At 73.9% G+C, this 15,621-nt stretch carries 15 protein-coding genes; 4 read left to right on the top strand and 11 right to left on the bottom strand.

Annotated elements, in window-relative coordinates:
• The 6 genes from SM793_RS34545 to SM793_RS34570 form a co-directional block, all read right to left on the bottom strand.
• Positions 1-363 (bottom strand): transposase (locus SM793_RS34545; RefSeq protein WP_320442305.1); only part of this gene is annotated, 363 nt, incomplete at its 3' end.
• Between the two features lie 85 nt (positions 364-448).
• On the bottom strand, positions 449-1,036 hold the full coding sequence (locus SM793_RS34550) for a hypothetical protein (RefSeq protein ID WP_320442291.1): 588 nt from the start codon (positions 1,034-1,036) through the stop codon (positions 449-451).
• Positions 1,033-2,739: a DUF58 domain-containing protein gene (locus SM793_RS34555; protein ID WP_320442292.1), complete on the bottom strand. Its 1,707-nt coding sequence runs from the start codon at positions 2,737-2,739 to the stop codon at positions 1,033-1,035. The genes SM793_RS34550 and SM793_RS34555 overlap by 4 nt, the downstream gene beginning before the upstream one ends.
• Positions 2,736-3,845: a MoxR family ATPase gene (locus tag SM793_RS34560; protein WP_320442293.1), complete on the bottom strand. Its 1,110-nt coding sequence runs from the start codon at positions 3,843-3,845 to the stop codon at positions 2,736-2,738. Before SM793_RS34560 ends, SM793_RS34555 begins: the two co-directional genes overlap by 4 nt.
• 107 nt (positions 3,846-3,952) lie before the next feature.
• Positions 3,953-4,693 carry a hypothetical protein gene (locus tag SM793_RS34565; protein ID WP_320442294.1) on the bottom strand — a complete coding sequence of 247 codons (741 nt, stop codon included), beginning with the start codon at positions 4,691-4,693 and terminating at the stop codon, positions 3,953-3,955.
• Positions 4,690-5,733, bottom strand: coding sequence for a DUF4129 domain-containing protein (locus SM793_RS34570; RefSeq protein WP_320442295.1), 1,044 nt, complete (start codon positions 5,731-5,733; stop codon positions 4,690-4,692). The genes SM793_RS34565 and SM793_RS34570 overlap by 4 nt, the downstream gene beginning before the upstream one ends.
• An 808-nt stretch (positions 5,734-6,541) precedes the next feature.
• On the opposite strand from SM793_RS34570, the gene SM793_RS34575 reads away from it, so the two are divergent.
• Positions 6,542-8,302, top strand: a complete 1,761-nt coding sequence (locus tag SM793_RS34575; protein ID WP_320442296.1) for a penicillin-binding transpeptidase domain-containing protein — start codon at positions 6,542-6,544, stop codon at positions 8,300-8,302.
• Between the two features lie 76 nt (positions 8,303-8,378).
• On the opposite strand, the gene SM793_RS34580 is transcribed toward SM793_RS34575, so the two are convergent.
• Entirely contained in the window at positions 8,379-8,558 is a 180-nt protein-coding gene (locus SM793_RS34580; RefSeq protein ID WP_320442297.1) for a hypothetical protein, read from the bottom strand.
• 307 nt (positions 8,559-8,865) lie between these two features.
• Between SM793_RS34580 and SM793_RS34585 the strand changes: the two genes are divergently transcribed.
• On the top strand, positions 8,866-9,165 hold the full coding sequence (locus SM793_RS34585; protein WP_320442298.1) for a DUF6342 family protein: 300 nt from the start codon (positions 8,866-8,868) through the stop codon (positions 9,163-9,165).
• Positions 9,166-9,268: 103 nt separating this feature from the next.
• Here SM793_RS34585 and SM793_RS34590 read toward each other — a convergent pair.
• Positions 9,269-10,029, bottom strand: a protein-coding gene (locus tag SM793_RS34590; RefSeq protein ID WP_320442299.1) for an IS5 family transposase whose coding sequence is annotated in 2 segments (ribosomal slippage) — positions 9,269-9,738 and positions 9,738-10,029 — 762 coding nt in all. Because the reading frame shifts where the segments join, the coding sequence is not laid out codon by codon here.
• 455 nt (positions 10,030-10,484) lie between these two features.
• Between SM793_RS34590 and SM793_RS34595 the strand changes: the two genes are divergently transcribed.
• A complete protein-coding gene (locus SM793_RS34595; RefSeq protein ID WP_320442300.1) occupies positions 10,485-10,703 on the top strand; it encodes a hypothetical protein in 219 nt (72 codons plus the stop codon).
• Positions 10,700-12,250 carry a hypothetical protein gene (locus SM793_RS34600; protein ID WP_320442301.1) on the top strand — a complete coding sequence of 517 codons (1,551 nt, stop codon included), beginning with the start codon at positions 10,700-10,702 and terminating at the stop codon, positions 12,248-12,250. Before SM793_RS34595 ends, SM793_RS34600 begins: the two co-directional genes overlap by 4 nt.
• A gap of 107 nt (positions 12,251-12,357) precedes the next feature.
• Here SM793_RS34600 and SM793_RS34605 read toward each other — a convergent pair whose 3' ends face one another.
• From SM793_RS34605 to SM793_RS34615, 3 genes are read right to left on the bottom strand one after another with little or no spacing between them, the layout of a single operon-like run.
• A complete protein-coding gene (locus SM793_RS34605; protein WP_320442302.1) occupies positions 12,358-13,647 on the bottom strand; it encodes a glycosyltransferase family 4 protein in 1,290 nt (429 codons plus the stop codon).
• The gene (gene rfbG, locus SM793_RS34610; RefSeq protein ID WP_320442303.1) at positions 13,644-14,801 is read right to left on the bottom strand and encodes a CDP-glucose 4,6-dehydratase; all 1,158 of its coding nucleotides are present in this window, start codon (positions 14,799-14,801) and stop codon (positions 13,644-13,646) included. The genes SM793_RS34605 and rfbG overlap by 4 nt, the downstream gene beginning before the upstream one ends.
• Entirely contained in the window at positions 14,783-15,583 is an 801-nt protein-coding gene (locus SM793_RS34615; RefSeq protein ID WP_320442304.1) for a sugar phosphate nucleotidyltransferase, read from the bottom strand. The genes rfbG and SM793_RS34615 overlap by 19 nt, the downstream gene beginning before the upstream one ends.
• Between the last annotated feature and the right edge of the window lie 38 nt (positions 15,584-15,621).

The raw sequence follows: 15,621 nt of genomic DNA on the forward strand, positions 1-15,621 counted from the left end.
CCCCTGGTGGGTGCGAGCGGACCGCGAGTCCAGCACGGCCGCCGAGGGCTGCGGGTCACGGCCGTCCGCCACCCGGACCCGATCGCGCAGCGTGTCGTGGACCCGGTCCCAGGTACCGTCCGCCGACCATGAACGGAACCACCGGTAGGCCGCGTCCCACGGGGCGAGGTCATGCGGAACCAGCCGCTGGGCGCAACCACCGACCAACACGTACGACACCGTGTCGACGACCAGCCGGCGCGGGAACTTCAGCGGACGACCACCCCGCCGCGGATCCCGCGCCAGCAGCAGCGGCTCGATCACAGCCCACTGAGCATTCGTCAACGACGAGTCATACGAAGGCTTGCACGAACAGACACACATGACGGCGATCTTCGCGGACACCTCGTCCGCGAAGATCACCACCCGTGCACCACGCCACGCAGTTGATCAATTACCCAACACTTTCTCAGCCGCCGGGGCGCGGCCGGAGGGCCCGCGCAACGCCCCAGCCCGTGGCCGCCAGACCGGCCAGGGCGATCGGACGCGACCACTCCCCCGCCCCGGTCGGCGCGAACGCGACGGACAGGACCAGCCCGGACGCGGCGAGGGCGGCCAGCACGTGCGCGGGCCGGGCGCCGTCGCGCTGCGGGCCGAGGACGTCGACCAGCAGCAGATAGCCGATCAGGAGCGCGGCCACCGCCGCGATCCGCCCGAACGGGGGCTCGCCCAGCGCGGCCAGCAGGACGCTCCCGGCCGCCAGCACGGTACTGCGTGACCCGGCGAGCCGGCCCGGCCAGCGGTGCGGGCGGTGCGGCGGCTCCTCGAGCGGCGGGGCGGCCCACAGGGCGAAGGCCGTGGCGGCCACCACGGCGGCGGGCCCGAACCGGTCCGCCGCACCGTCGGCGGCGCCGACCCCGGCGGCGGTGAGCGCGAGGGCGACACCGGTACAGCGCAGCGCGGCCCGCTCGGCCCACCGCGACCACGGGGCGGTCGGGGCGGTCGGGGCCGCGACAGGAATCGGGTCCGGGGTCGGGGCGTGGTCGGGCATGGTCATCGGGCTCCTCCCCCGATCCGGCGGCGCAGCAGTGGTGCGAGCGCCAGGTCGAGCGCCTCGCCGGGGGTGTGGCGGGCCACCGGGACGCCCCGGGCGCGCAGTGCCGACCGCATCGCCTCGCGTTCGGCGTGCCAGAGGCGCAGGGCCACGGCGTCGATCTCGTCACCGGGCTCCACCGCCGGTTCGCCGGCCGGGATCTCCACGACGACCAGCGGATTGCCGAGGTCGCGGACCCGGCCGAGCACGTCCAGGATCCGCTGGTCGGCGAGCGGGGTGAACGCGTACACCAGCGCGTGGCGGGGCAGTGCCGCCACCGGGAGCCGGGGCGCGAGGAGCCCGCGGTAGCCGCGGTCCTGACGGACCTCCAGCACGCTCTCCACCATCCGGTAGGACTGCCGCTCCCCGCTGCCCGCGGTGAGCCAGCGCAGCTTCCCGCCGACCGCGACCAGACCGATCCGGTCGTGCCGGCGCAGGTAGGCACGGGTCAGCCCGGTGGCCGCGCGCAGCGTCTCGTCGAGGCTGGAGCGGCCGGTGGCCGCGTCCCGGAAGTCGGCCAGCGTGTCCATCAGGACGACCGCGTCGGCGGCCCGCTCCGCCGCGAACTGGTTGATCTGGACAGCGTCGCGGCGGGTGGTCGAGGGCCAGTGGATGCGCCGCTGGCGCTCGCCGGGCACGTGCGGGCGCACGCCCACCACCTCGACACCGGTGCCCTCGTGCGTGGTGGTGTGCTCGCCGAGGCGTTCGGGCAGCCGTACCGGGATCGGGGTGAGGCGGGCCGCGCTCGGCTCCGGGAAGACGTCCACCGTGCCGAGGTCGGTGCGGACCGTCCGGCGGGCCAGACCGCCGGCGTCGTAGACGTCGATGTCGACGCTGCCCAGGGTCCAGCGGCCCCACCGTTCGGCCCGGACCACCAGGTCGACCTCGGTGGCGCCGACGGTCACCGCCATCAGGGTGACGCCCGGGCCGAGGGCGGCGGTCGGGTCGAGTCGGCCGATCCGCCCGTCGTGGCGGACGGTGATCCGTACGGTGATCGGCTCGCCCTCCAGGCAGCGGCGGGGCGTGACGGTGTTCTCGGCGTCCAGCCGGGACGGCCGGTCGTCGCCCGTGGCCGCCAGGGTGAGCAGGACGGCCGGGCCCGCCGCCAGCGCGAGCAGCCAGGGGTGACCGGTGGCCAGTGCGGCGACGGCCGCGACGGTGGCCACCGTGAGAAGGCGCAGGGCCCGCTCGCCGGGCCGCCAGTACGGCGAGGGCGGCGTGGTGGGCAGGCCGGCCAGTGTGTCTCTGGTGCTGCGGGCGACCAGGCGCGCGGCGGCCCGCTCCGGACCCCGCGGGCCTGTCCGACGACTTGGACGACGGCCGATGCGCACGCCGATCCGCGCGCCGATCCGGGCGCCGATCCGGGCGCCGATCCGGGCGCCGATCCGGGCGCCGCTCGGGGTGCCGCTCCGCGCGCCGCTCGGGGTGCCGCTCCGCGCGCCGGTGGGGGCGCCGGTGGGGCTGGTCGGGCCCGCGGTGCGGGCCGGACGCTTCCGCGCGGGCTGCGGACCGGGGCTACCGGCCGGGTCGGCGGCCGGGCCGGCGGCCGGACTGCCGACCGGGCCGGCGAGCCGGCGGACCGGGCGCACGCCGAGCGAGGCGCTCTGGACGACGAGCCGGCGGGCCCGCTCCGCGCGCCGGTGGTCGGCGGCGGGCTCGGGGCTCACCGGGCGGCGCCCGGGGCGTCCACCGGACCGCTTTCCGGACTGCTCTCCGCACTGCCGGCCGCGCGCGGCAGGGTCCGCGGTGCCGGAACGGCGGCGACCAGGCGCGCCAGGACCTCGTCCGCCTCGACCTGGCGCACCCACAACTCCGGTGTCAGGGTGATCCGGTGGGCCAGCGCCGGGACGGCGAGCGCCTTCACGTCCTCCGGCGTCAGATAGTCGCGCCCCTCCAGCATCGCGCGGGCCTTGGCCAGTTGGACCAGCGCGAGACCGCCCCGCGGCGAGGCGCCGACCTGGATCTGGGCGTCGTTGCGGGTGGCGTGGACCAGCGCGATCACGTAGTCGACCAGGTCGTCGTCGACCTCGACCCGCTCCAGCGCCGCCCGCATCGCGAGCAGTTCGGCCGGGCTGCTGACGGCCTCCAGGTCCGGCTCGGGCGTTGCGCGGTCCAGGCGGGCCCGGAGCATCGAGGCCTCCAGGCCGGTGGAGAGGTAGCCCATCCGCACCCGGAGCAGGAAGCGGTCGAGCTGCGCCTCGGGCAGCGAGTAGGTGCCCTCGTACTCGATCGGGTTGGCGGTGGCGATCACCACGAAGGGCTGCGGCAGCCGGCGGGTGGCGCCGTCGACGGAGACCTGGCTCTCGGCCATCGCCTCCAGCAGCGCGGCCTGGGTCTTCGGCGGGGTGCGGTTGATCTCGTCGGCCAGGAGGAGCTGGGTGAAGAGCGGCCCGGGGCGGAACACCATCTCGCCGCTGCGCCGGTCGTAGAACGGCGCGCCGGTGACGTCCGAGGGCAGCAGGTCGGGGGTGAACTGGATCCGGCGGAAGTCCAGGCCGAGGGCGGTGGCGAAGGAGCGTGCCAGCAGGGTCTTGCCGAGCCCCGGCAGATCCTCGATCAGCACGTGGCCACTGGCCAGCACGCCGAGCATCACCAGACGGACGGCCTCGGGCTTGCCGACCACGGCACGTTCGATCTCCTCCACCACGGCGCGGGCACGCCGGCCGGCCGCCTGCGGCGTCAGCACGGCGGCCTCGGTGGGGCGGCCCGGGCCCGCCCCGGCCACCCGGGCCTGCTCGGTGTCCGGGGCGGGGGCCTGGGGAACGGCGGTCATGACTCTCCTGGAGGACGGCGTCGGTCGGCCGGTTCGTCGGAACCGGCGGTGAGTGCAGGAAGTGCGGGAAGCGAGTACGGGGAGCGGTGGATACCGCGCGGCGCGCGCTAGCCGGACGTGGGCGGCGTCGGGCCGGGCGGTTGGAGGGCCTCGAGCCGGTCGACGAGCGCGAGGAGAACGGCCGCCGGCACGGCCCCGTCCCGGTCCGCGGCCTCCGGATCGATCCACGGCCACAGCCGGGGCCCGATCAGTTCGACGGCCCGGTCGCGGTCGGCGGTGAGCGAGACACCGTGGGTCTCGGACAGGCGTGCCGCGTACAGCCGCCGAAGGCGACCGCGCAACGGCCCGGCGTCGCCCTGCGGGTCGAGACCCTCACGGACGGTCCAGCGCCAGTCACCAAGACCCGGCTCGCGGGAGTCCATCACGCGCTGTCGACTGCGCAGACCGATGTCCAGGAAGCCCGCGCCGGCCACGTACCGGCCGGTGACCAGGGCGCCGACGGTCAGCAGGACCGCTCCCGCGGCTGCCGCGGGAGCTCCGCCGACCAGCGCGAACAGCACCTCGGCCAACACCGCCGTCCCGGTCAGCTCGATCAGGCTGTGCCGGACGGAGCCGGGCGCGGCGAGGCCGGGACCGGTCGGGTCGGTCGGATGGGCAGGGTCGGCGGAGGCGGCGGAGCCGGTCGGGTCGGTCGGATGGGCAGGGTCGGCGGAGGCGGCGGAGCCGGTCGGGTCGGTCGGATGGGCAGGGTCGGCGGACGCGACGGGGCCGGCTGTGCGCCGGTTCGGGCGGGCAGGGTCGGCGGACGCGACGGGACCGGCTGTGCGCCGGTTCGGGCGGGCGCTCATCGGTGGCCTCCCGTGGCCCGGTCGACGGCCCCGGACGCCTTCACCGCCACTGGCTCCGGCGGCGGGGCGGTCCGCTCCGCCGGTCGCCCGGCCAGGGCGTCCAGGGCGGTCCGCGCCCGGCGCACATGGGTCTCGTCCATCGGGTGGGTGGAGTACCTGGCCTCCCGGAACAGTGCGGTCAGAGCCCGCGCGTGGACCGGGTCGACACGGTCGTCGGCCATCGCGCGCTCCAGCAGCTCGGTCGGGCTGTCAGGAGCTCGGAGGGAGAGCCCCGAGGCGGCCAGCGATGTCTCCATCGCGGCGTAGCAGGCGATCACAGCCGCCCGCGCGTCGGCGCCCGTGAGGGCGCGCCGCCCCGTCACCACCGCAGCCGCCAAGGCGTCCTCGGTCCGGGCCGGCGCGGCGGGCAGCGGCGCCGGCGGCCGCCGCCGGACGATCCGCAGCCGCAGCAGCAGGACGACGCCGACGACCACCGCGATCACCAGCACGGCCAGGAGCGCGCCGAACAGCACCTGGATCACGCCCGACAGTGAGCTGTCGGGCACCGGTTCGCGGGGCTCGGGCGGCGACACCGTGGGCACCGGGGGCAGGGCGAAGTCCGGCAGTGGCCGCGCCCGGTGCGGCCCGCCCGGTCCGGTGTCCGCCCGGTTGTGGAAGAGGAACATCAGCACCGGCACCGCCACGGCGGCTCCGGGCAGCAGGACGGCGGCGGCCTCCCGCAGGCGCTCGGCCCAAGGCGTGGGCCCGTCCAGGTGGCGGACCTCCGCACGGAAGCGCAGCGCGAACCGGCCGACCGCGATCAGCCAGCCGAGCGCGAGCAACAGGACGAACCCGATGGCCTGGACCGGCACCTTGGCGAGTGGCGCACCGAGTAGTCCGCCGTCCGGCCGCAGCGCCGAGGCCGCGAGCAGCAGGCCCGCCAAGGTCACCAGGACGCCCGCGATCCGGCCGCCCGACCTGCGGGCGGGCTCCCCCGCGCTGTCGTCCGGTGCGTCGCGGCCGTCGTGCCGAGGCCCGATCGGCTGCGCTTCGTCGTTCATGCGGCCACCCCTGGTTCCCCCGCAGCGCGAATGGCACCGCGCGAGCTGCAGCGTCGCACACCAACAATCGGATTGTCACCCCGCGTTACGGTCCACCGCCGCACTCCCGGACCGAAGGGCGGCGTGCGCCCCGCGCCGGCTTGCGGTCACAGTCCCCCGTTGACCGCCGCCACCCGGGCCGCACCGGCACCTCGGCGAGGGCCACGGTGTCGTCGTCGAAGCGGTGGACCCGCAAGGACTTGCCCGTCCGTTCGCACGCACCGACCGGGCGGCTGACGATCTCGTCCTGGGTCGTGCCGCGCTGCACGGCGACCGTACGGCCGCAGAGGTCGTCCAGCGTCCGGTCCAGGTGTCCGGCGGGCGCCACCGCACCAGGTCACCGGAGCAGTACGGGACGCCGAGTACGTCGGCCCGCCGATCGACGAACACGAGTCCGACCGGACCGAGTGGATCCCGCTCGACCGCTTCCAGGACATGATCGACCGCCGGGAGACCGTGGCCGGCGTCGCTGTCCACGGCCTGCTCCAGCTCCTCGCCCGCCGCTTCCAGACCGGCCGGGCCGCGTCTCCCGCAGGTCGGCGACCAGCGGCATCCCGGCCGCACGCTGCGGGACGGCGGCGGGCCACCCCCGTCGCGCCCTTCGCACTCGTTGCCGGCCCGTCCCGCGGGCGCCCGCCGTCGACCTCTCAACGGCACCCGCATATGCTGATCCGTGCTCGAACGGGTCGACGACCGTCCGTCCGGGCCGCGGGCCGGGATGCCGGAGGGGGCAGGTCCGCGGGACACGCACACACAGGGGGACGAGGACATGCGGGACGTACGGGAACCCGACGGACACCAGGGGAACGCCGGGCACACCGAGCTCGACGGGTACGACGTCGAGTACGGGGACAGGAACGGGGACGAGGCGGGCGCACCGCGCCGCTCCGGCGCCCGGAAGGCCATGCTGGCCGCCGTCGGAGGGGTGTTGGCCGCGCTGCTGGCGGTCGGCGGGTACGGCCTCCACAACATCGTGACCGCCGTGCGGGGCGGGTCGTCGAACAACGGCAGCGGCGGCGGCGCTCAGGCGTCCGAAACCGCGGCGACGACCCCGCAGGCACCGCCGACCACCGAGGAGGCCGCTGCGGTGGCCGAGGACTTCCTGGCGGCGTGGGGCCGCGGGGACGTCACGGCCGCATCGGCGCTGACCAACCGGCCGGAGACGGCCCGCGCGGCGCTGGCCGCCTTCCAGGAGAACGTGCCGGCCCGTACGCTCGCGCTGACCGCCACGGGCCCGGCGACCACCGGCACGGCCGGGGAACCGGTGGTCGGCTTCCGGGCGAAGGCCGAGTTCGAGGGCGCGACCGGTGCCTGGGAGTACGACAGCACGCTCGGCGTCGTCCGGGGCGGGAGCGGCAAGGCCGTCGTGCACTGGGCGCCGACCGTGCTCCACCCGCACCTCGCCCAAGGCGGGACGATCGCCGTGAAGACGCTGCCCGACCCGGTCTCCAAGCCGACCGACCGCAACGGCAAGCCGCTCGAGGGCTTCCCCTCGCTGGCCGCCGTGCTGCCCAGGATCACGCCGGCCGACGGCGAGACCGTCGTCAGCGGGCGGGCCGTGGTGCTCTCCGCGGCCGGGAGGGAGCCCGAGCAGCTGTACGTGCTCACCCCGCCGAGCGCGCCGCAGGTCAAGCTGACGCTGGACGCCGAACTCCAGCGGGTAGCCGAGGAGGCGATCAAGCAGCAGGCCGCGGGCGGCAAGCCGGCCTCCCTGGTGGCGATCCAGCCGAGCACCGGCCACATCCTGGCGATGGCCTACTCGCCGAGCGGGTACAACCGCGCCGTCTCGGCCGGCCAGGCTCCCGGCTCCACGATGAAGGTGATCACCTCGGCGGCCCTGCTGGAGGCCGGGGTGACCCCGGACACCGTGGTGCCCTGCAAGGACACCACCAACTCGCCTCGGCAGTGGCACAACGACGAACGCGGTGACTTCCCCTCGTACACGCTCGCCGACGACTTCAGCCACTCCTGCAACACCGGCTTCATCGACAAGGGCCTGGAGAAACTGCAGCCCGGAACGCTCGCCAAGGTGGCCCGCGAGCAGTTCGGCCTCGGCCTGGAGTGGCACATCGGCATCGACAGCCGGGACGCCACGATCCCGGTGCCGCGCACCAATGACGAGGCCGCCGCGGAGTACATCGGCCAGGGCACGATCCAGGTCAACTCGCTGGCGATGGCCTCGGTCGCCGCCACCGTGCAGAGCGGCAAGTTCCGCCAGCCCGTCCTGCGCGACGACGCCAAGCGCGTCACCGCCCCGGGCTCACTGCCCGCCGGCGTCGCCAGGGACCTGCGCGCCATGATGGCCAGAACCGCCACCCAGGGCACCGCCCGCACGCCGATGGCCGGCCTCACCGGCCAGATCGGCGCGAAGACCGGCACCGCGGAATCCGGCGGAACAGCCACCAACAGCTGGTTCATCGCCTACCGCGGGGACCTCGCCGTCGCCGCCGAGGTCGACGGCGGCGGCCACGGCTTCGCCGCGGCCGGCGTGGCCGCGGCCCAGGTCCTCAAGGCCGGCGGCAAGGGCTGACGGCCTCAACCACGCCGTTGAGCCAGGATCAGGACCCCTACCTCCGGGCCTGCGGCGGCGGGGTCCGTGCGGCTGATCACGTAGGGCTCGCGGTGCTTCCGGCGCCCGTGAGGGTCATGTCGACCGTGGCGGTGTCGAGGATGCTGACCTGTCCGGTCGGCGGGGTGTAGAGGCCGCCGTCGCCGCTCATCAAGGTGATGTTCCCGGCGGTGCCGCTGACCTTCGCCTTGAACTGGCCGGTGGCGCTCCCCTTCACGCGCCGGGGGGCGGGTACGGGGTGGAGGCCGGCCTATCACCAGCGGCTCGGCGCCAGTCCAGCGACGTGCAGATCCGCGCCTCGGCTTCAAGAACGTCATTCAGGCCGCTGCGATCAAATGCGGACACTCTCCCCGGAAGAGCGCCACCTCCACAGTTCTCCTGCATAGGCTTCACATGCGGTCGGGGGAGTTCCGTATCTCCCCGTCTGGCGTCTTGCCGATCGCGGGCGGGGCCCGTCGGGCTGGACGGCAATATGCCGTAGCCCAGGTGACGGGAGCGTCCTACCGAACTGGAGGGGAATTCTCATGCCTGACATTGATCTCGGCCTGGCGTCGGACTGGCAGACCGGCGACTGGCACGGTCGCGTCAAGCTCGTACAGAACCGGACCTACCCCACGTCGCCCAAGAAGGACGTGGCCCTCACCTCGCCGAACAGCATCGAGATCGAGATCAACACGGACTCGTCCACGTCGGGGGAGGCGAAGAACGTCTACTTCACCTCGCATGTCGGCAACACGAAGAGGGTCATCGCCGTCCTCGACTGGCAGGGCAACCTGCGCATCGCCGGGAAGCTGACCACGGATCAGACGAACCTGGGGTACTAGAGCACTCACCAGCTCGGCCTGTAGAGGCGGAACGCGTGGCTAGGCCGGACGAGGAGTCGCCCGGCCTAGCACCAGCAGCTCGGCCGCCAGTTTAGACCGTGTCCTATGTGGTGATGCGGGCCAGGCGTTTGTAGCAGCACAGGGTGGCGGCGAGGCCGAGAATGGCCAGGTAGTTGCGGGGGTCGCGTTCGTAACGGTGGTTGAGTCGGCGGTAGCCGGTCAGCCACGACATGGTCCGTTCGATGACCCGCCTGTGGCGTCCGAGGCGCTCGCTGGACTCGATGCCCTTGCGGGCGACGCGGACGCCGATCCGCTTGCCGCGCAGCCACTTTCGCAGGTGCGGAACGTCGTACGCTGTGTCTGCGTGAAGGTATCCGGGTTTGCGGTAGCGGTCGCCCTGGGCCTCCTGTCTCATCCGGTAGACCTCGACGACGGGTTTCAGGGCTTTGCTGTCGTGGGTGTTTCCCGCGGTGACGCCGACGACGAGGGGCAGTCCGCCCGCGTCCGACAGGACGTGCATCCTGGAACCCGGCTTGCCCCGGTCCACGGGGCTCGGGCCTGTGAGTTCACCCCTTTTTTGGCCCTCATGGGGGCGGAGTCGAGCACGACGCGGGAGACATCCAGCAGGCCGGCGTCGTCCAGGCGCTCCAGGACCAGCTCGGGCAGCCGGCCCCACACGCCGGCCCTCGACCAGATGAGGAAACGGCGGTGGACGGTGGACTTGGAAACCCCGAAGCAGGGCGGCAGCGCCCGCCAGGCACAGCCACTGACCAGCACGTACACGATCGCGGCAAACAACGTCTCATCAGGCGTGTTCGCCGTCCCACCGCCCTTCGACCACACCCGGTCCGGCGGGATCAGCACGGTCTAAGTACCACAGGGCAGCACACCGTGTCGCGAACGATCGAGGCCAGGCCTTGGGCCTTGGACGGCCGCGCGGGTCGCCGGGTGGCCGGGTCGCCGGGGCGCCGGATGGAGCGTCGTCCCCGACCGGTGCGGTTGGCCGTCCTCGCACCTGTTCGGGCGGGCGGCGCAAGAGCCGGGCCCGACCCAACGAGCACCCGTCTCAATGAAATGTCACCGGTCACACCTTGACAAGTCACCCACAGTTCGGAATCATCCACCGTCAAGGAGTCTCCCCCAGTCCGCGTCCGCACCCGGCCGCAGCGCCGGCGGACGGCGGCGCGATCACGCGGCGGCACCACATCGCACCACGGGAGCGGGTTCGGCCCCACTGCAAAGCCTTCGCTTCACCGGGCCTGGGAACCTTCCAATTACCTTTCCGGCACCGGCTTCTGACTGCACGGCGCCCGAGAGAGATGAGCGAGTTGGGGATCCTCGACGCGGAGTTCATCGACCTGGAGCCACTCGGTGCGGACAAGGCGGCCGACGCACTCGACCCCACCGCCGAGGCCGAGGTGCTCGCCGGCCTCACGGGCTCCGGCCGCACCCTTATGGTGATGGCCCACCCCCTGAGCGCCGACCGGGTCGTCAGCGTCGGGTCCGGGCGGATCCGCCGGCCCTCAACCGCCTCATGACCGGGACCCTGCGGATCACGTCGGACTGTGAGCGGCTGGTCGCGATGTTCGACTGGGCGGTACGCACGGCCCGGACCCAGGTGTACCCCGCCGGGTGGACCGGCCCGGTGAACGCCGACGAGCATCGGCCGCTCGGCACCGGGACAGCGCCCTACCTCCCCACCTACCACGCCGGCTACCAGCACCGGAGCGCCTTCTACGCCCGCGACTTCGCGCACCAGGCGGTCGGCGCCCATCTGCTCGGGCTGGCCCTGGAGAATTCCACCATGCTCCGGGCCTTCGCTGCGTCGGCCACCGCCGAGCACGGCCACCACCCGGTCTGGGCCTGCAACTTCGACGGCACGTTCCACACCATCGACTACCACGGGCCGGAACGATTCGTACGTGAACTGCCCGCTGTCTTCGAACTCGTGGAGACCGTCCTGCACCTGTACCGGTGGACCGGGGACCGCACCCTGGTCGACGACCCCGTGCTGTGGGCGTTCTGCCGCACCACCGTGACCGAGTTCGTCCGCCGCCGCACCGCCCGCTCGCCAGTCGCCCGCGGCACCGGCGGCGGCATCTTCGACGGCACCGCCAGCTACCACGAACTGAGCGAGGAGCGGCTGGTGGAGGCGGGCGACGGAATCGCCACCCAGTACCGGGCATACCTCGCGGCGGCCGAACTCGCCACCGCCCGCGGAGAGCACGCCTTCGCCGCCCGGTGCGCCGAGCTTGCCCGAGAACTGAAGCGATACTTCAACGAGGAATGGAGCCGCGTCCGCCCTGCGGACGGCCAGGCGCGGCGGGACGGCCGGGGCGAACATCCGGCCGACACGGTCCGCGGGTACACCGGCGACGGTCGGCCGGTCACCGGCTGGGGCCGAGAAGGCAGTTGGTTCATGCCACTCAAGCGCATCATCGACGCGGGCCCCCGCAACGAGCGGTACCTCGACTACATCGACGAAGAAGCCACCGGTCCCGACGCCCCGCCCAACGCGGAGGCGTACACCTACCTGCCGGAGGTGTTCTTCGCCCACGGCCGCGCCGAGACCGCCTGGCGCTGGATGACCGCCGTCCACGACCTGCGGGACCGGCCCCACCCGGTGCCCGAACAGGGACGCAACGGCGACTACCCCGAACTCTCTTTCACCCTCGTCGGCCAGACCGTCGAAGGGCTGCTCGGCCTGCTGCCCGACGCGCCCGCACACCGCCTGTCCACCCTGCCCGGACTGCCGGGCGCCATCGGCCGGGTCGAGGTTCGGGACATCCCCTTCGGAGACGGTCTGTTGACGCTCCGACACGACGGCGACGGCAGCACGCTCACTCGCTCGACCGGCGCCGAACTGAGCTGGGAGGCCCGGCTCCCCGGTGCGCACACGGCGCTCACCGTGGACGGGCAGCCATGTACGCCGGAGGTCAGGACCGATGGCGGGGTGACATACAGCCGCACCACCGTACGCGTCGCGCCCGGCCGGACGTGCACGGTGCGCGTCGCGCGCCCGGCGGAGGCCGTCCCTCCGGTCAGCCCAGGTGGTCGGCGGCCGGACGGCGACTCCGGGCGGTGAACATGCCGATAGCCCGTAAGGCCGGAGGCGGCCTTTGTGCTCTCCTGGCCACAGTGCGGCCACAAGCACCGGCTCGCCCCGGCGGGCGCGGGCCGGGTGGTGCCCGCTCAGTCTGTGGCCTCCGCGATCAACCGGTGTCCCAGGGCTGACATCTCCCAGCCGAAGCGGTCGTTGGTGAAGCGCTCCAGGACTCGGTCGCGGGCCCGGGCGCCGCGGGCGGTGGCCTCGTCCGGGGTCTCCAGGGCGAGGCGGAGTGCTGCTGCCAGGTCGGCCGGGTCGAGGCGGCGGCTGCCCGACGGGCCCCCGACCGGGACGGGGTAGCCGACGGAGTCGTCCGGGACCAGTTCGCGCAGGGAGTCCACCGCGGTGGCCACCACCGGGCGGCCGAAGGCCATCATCTCGGCGCACACGTAGCAGAACGACTCCCAGAGACTGGGTACCACCGCGACGTCGGCCACCGACATCCAGCCGAGCGCCTCCGCGCGGCTGATGTCGCCGAGGAAGGCGACCTGCCCGGTCAGGTCGAACTCCGCGGCGCGCCGCCGCAGGTGCTCCTCCTCCGGGCCGACGCCGACCAGCGCGAGCCGGACCGGGACGGGGGCCGGGCCCAGGCCCGGCCGGTGCACGGGGCCCAGGCGGGCCAGGGCCGTCAGCAGCGCGTCGAAGCCCTTCACCGGGACCAGCCGGCCGCAGGCCACCACGAGCGGCTGCTCCCAGGCCCGGGCGCCCAGCAGAGCGGCCCGCCGCTCGAACCGGCCCGGGTCGGCCTCGACGGCGGCGATCTCGGCCGGGTCGACGCCCAGGTGGACCACCGACTGGGTGGCGTCGTCGGCGCCGTAGCGGGCGGTGATGGCGTCGCGCAGGGCGTGGCTGATGAAGACCGTGTGGTCGCTGCCGTGCAGCGCCTTGGCCTCGATCGCGAGCAGGTCCGCGCGGTCGGCGGTGGTGCCGTTCGTCACCCGGTGGCCGTCCCGGTCGTAGGGTGTGATCGCCTCGAAGTCCTGGAGCAGCACGTTGACCAGCGGCGCGGAGTGCTCGCGGGCCAGGACCGCGGCCTCCGGGAAGCAGAACAGGTCGGGCAGGGCGACCAGGTCCGGCGGGCCCACCTCGCGGACGAGCTGCTTGGCGGCCGCGAGCAGGCGGTGGTGGGTCCGCAGGCTCTGGTCCCGCAAGCCGGTCTCGCTGTTGTAGAGGACCCCGGTGCCGGTCCGCAGCACCCGCACGCCGTCCACCTGCTCGTGGATGTCACCGGATCCGGTGTGGCTGGTGACGACGTGGACCTGCCACCCCTGGGCGGCCAGGCCCGTCGCCAGGCTCCTGGCCACCGTGCTGGTGCCGCCGACGGTGAGCGGCGGGTACTCGCGGGAGAAGACGAGGACGCGGGGTGCGGGACTCATGAGCGGTTGCCTCCGGCGGGGTCGGCCAGGTCTGGGACGCGGGTGAGGAACCGGTCGATCTGCGCGCGGGTCGCCAGGTCGGCGCCCATGCCGCGGTCGACCGTGCGGTGCCACTCGACGATCGCCGCCGCGGCCCCGTGCAGGTCGAAGTGGTGCTCCCAGCCGAGTTCGGCGGCCGCCCGGCGGCCGTCCAGGCGGAGCACCGCCTCCTCGGCGAAGCCGGGATCGGACTTGGCCAGGACGGCCGGGGCGTCGAGTCCGGCGGCAGGCGCCGCGGAGCGCGCCCAGTGGGTGCGGAGCGCGCCGACGAGCTCGTGGACGGTGGCACCGTCGCCGGGCGGGGCGAAGTTGAACACACGGCCGGCGGGCACCCGCCCGGCGGCCAGTGCCTCGGCGAGGCGCAGCAGGCCGGCCGTGACGTCGAGGACGTGCTGCCAGGGCCGCACGGCGGACGCGTTGCGCAGCTCGATCGGCGCACCGGCGGCCAGCGCCGCCATCGTGTCGGGCACCAGCCGGTGCGCCGCGTGGTCGCCGCCCCCGATCACGTTGCCGAACCGCACCGAGGCGGCCAGAGTGCCCTGGCGGTCCCGGGAGCCCTGCCGACCCCCGGTGCCCTGCTGGTCGAAGAGCGCCGCGTACCCCTCGAAGACGAGCTCGGCCGCCGCCTTGGAGACGCTGTAGGGGTCGCCGCCGCCGATCTCGTCGGTCTCCCGGTAGGGCCAGGGCCAGCCGAAGTTGCGGTAGCACTTGTCCGAGGTCACGTGGACCAGGACGCCGGGCCCGGTGCTGCGGGCGGCCTCCAGGACGTTGATTGAGCCGCCGATGTTCGTGGTCAGGGTGGTCCGCGGATCCTCCAGGCCGGCGCGGACCAGGGGTTGGGCCGCCAGGTGGAAGACGCAGTCGTAGGGCGCGCCGCCCATCACCCGGTGCACGGTGTCGTAGTCGCGGATGTCGCCGACGTGGTCCTTGACGCCGTGCTCCGCCAGCCAGCGGGAGCGGGTGCGGGTCACCGGGTCGGCGTTGTGGGCGATCCCGTCGACCTCGACGCCGAGCCGACGCAGCATCAGGGCGAGCCAGGAACCGACGAATCCGGTGTGACCGGTAATCAGCACCCGGCGGTCGCGCCAGGCTCCGTTCAGCTGGGTGTCGGCCACGGGAACTCCTCTCGCGCGATGAGGTCCTCGACGTCGGTGAAGTCCTTGAAGGTGTCCAGGGGGTGCCAGCGGCCCTCGTGGACGACCGCCCGCAACCGGCCACCGGCGGCCAGCCGGGGCAGCACGGTCTCTTCGAACTCACCACAGGGTTCGGTCAGTTCGTCGAAGACGGCGGGAGTGCACAGGAAGTAGCCGGCCGAGATCAGCTCGGGGCGCAGCGGCTTCTCGACGAAGGAGGTGACCAAGGCGTCCGGTCCGACGGTCAGTTCGCCGTAGCGCGCTCTGACCCGGGTCGCGGCCATCACGGCCATCGCGCGGGTGGCCTGCTGGACGCTCTGCAGCATACCCAGGTCGAAGTCGGAGAGGACGTCGGCGTAGCCCAGGAAGAAGGAGCGCTCCCCGATGTGGCCGCGCGCGTCCCGCAGGCGCCGGGACTTGGACGCCAGCGGGCCGCTGTCCACCAGGGTCACCCGGACCCCACCGGTGAACCGGGTCCAGCCCGGACCCGACTCGACCGCCTCCGCGGGGACGTGGAACTCGGCGAGCAGGGCCCGGCGGATCGCGTCCGCGCCATAGCCCACGCAGAGCACGAACTCGTCCGAGCCGAAGGCGCGGTAGTAGTCGATCACGTGCAGCAGGAGGGCGCGCCCGTCCGGCAGCGGCCGCAGCGGTTTGGGGGTGTGGTCGTCATGGGTGCGCTGGCGCAGGCCGAGGCCTCCGCACAGCAGCAGGACGGGTGGGCGGCCGTCCGCCCTCGTCGCCTGCCCGGGTGTGGCGGTCATCAGGGATTCCCGTTCTCGTTGGTTCCGGTCCGGCGCCG

Source organism: Kitasatospora purpeofusca (assembly GCF_034043715.1).
GTDB lineage: Bacteria > Actinomycetota > Actinomycetes > Streptomycetales > Streptomycetaceae > Kitasatospora > Kitasatospora purpeofusca_A.

What these genes read in the sequence shown, in the direction of transcription:
- SM793_RS34550 (WP_320442291.1), bottom strand. Translation starts at nt 1,036, where the DNA reads ATGACCATGCCCGACCACGCCCCGACCCCGGACCCGATTCCTGTCGCG.
- SM793_RS34560 (WP_320442293.1), bottom strand. Translation starts at nt 3,845, where the DNA reads ATGACCGCCGTTCCCCAGGCCCCCGCCCCGGACACCGAGCAGGCCCGG.
- SM793_RS34565 (WP_320442294.1), bottom strand. Translation starts at nt 4,693, where the DNA reads ATGAGCGCCCGCCCGAACCGGCGCACAGCCGGTCCCGTCGCGTCCGCC.
- SM793_RS34570 (WP_320442295.1), bottom strand. Translation starts at nt 5,733, where the DNA reads ATGAACGACGAAGCGCAGCCGATCGGGCCTCGGCACGACGGCCGCGAC.
- SM793_RS34575 (WP_320442296.1), top strand. Translation starts at nt 6,542, where the DNA reads ATGCGGGACGTACGGGAACCCGACGGACACCAGGGGAACGCCGGGCAC.
- SM793_RS34585 (WP_320442298.1), top strand. Translation starts at nt 8,866, where the DNA reads ATGCCTGACATTGATCTCGGCCTGGCGTCGGACTGGCAGACCGGCGAC.
- SM793_RS34595 (WP_320442300.1), top strand. Translation starts at nt 10,485, where the DNA reads ATGAGCGAGTTGGGGATCCTCGACGCGGAGTTCATCGACCTGGAGCCA.
- SM793_RS34600 (WP_320442301.1), top strand. Translation starts at nt 10,700, where the DNA reads ATGACCGGGACCCTGCGGATCACGTCGGACTGTGAGCGGCTGGTCGCG.
- SM793_RS34605 (WP_320442302.1), bottom strand. Translation starts at nt 13,647, where the DNA reads ATGAGTCCCGCACCCCGCGTCCTCGTCTTCTCCCGCGAGTACCCGCCG.
- SM793_RS34615 (WP_320442304.1), bottom strand. Translation starts at nt 15,583, where the DNA reads ATGACCGCCACACCCGGGCAGGCGACGAGGGCGGACGGCCGCCCACCC.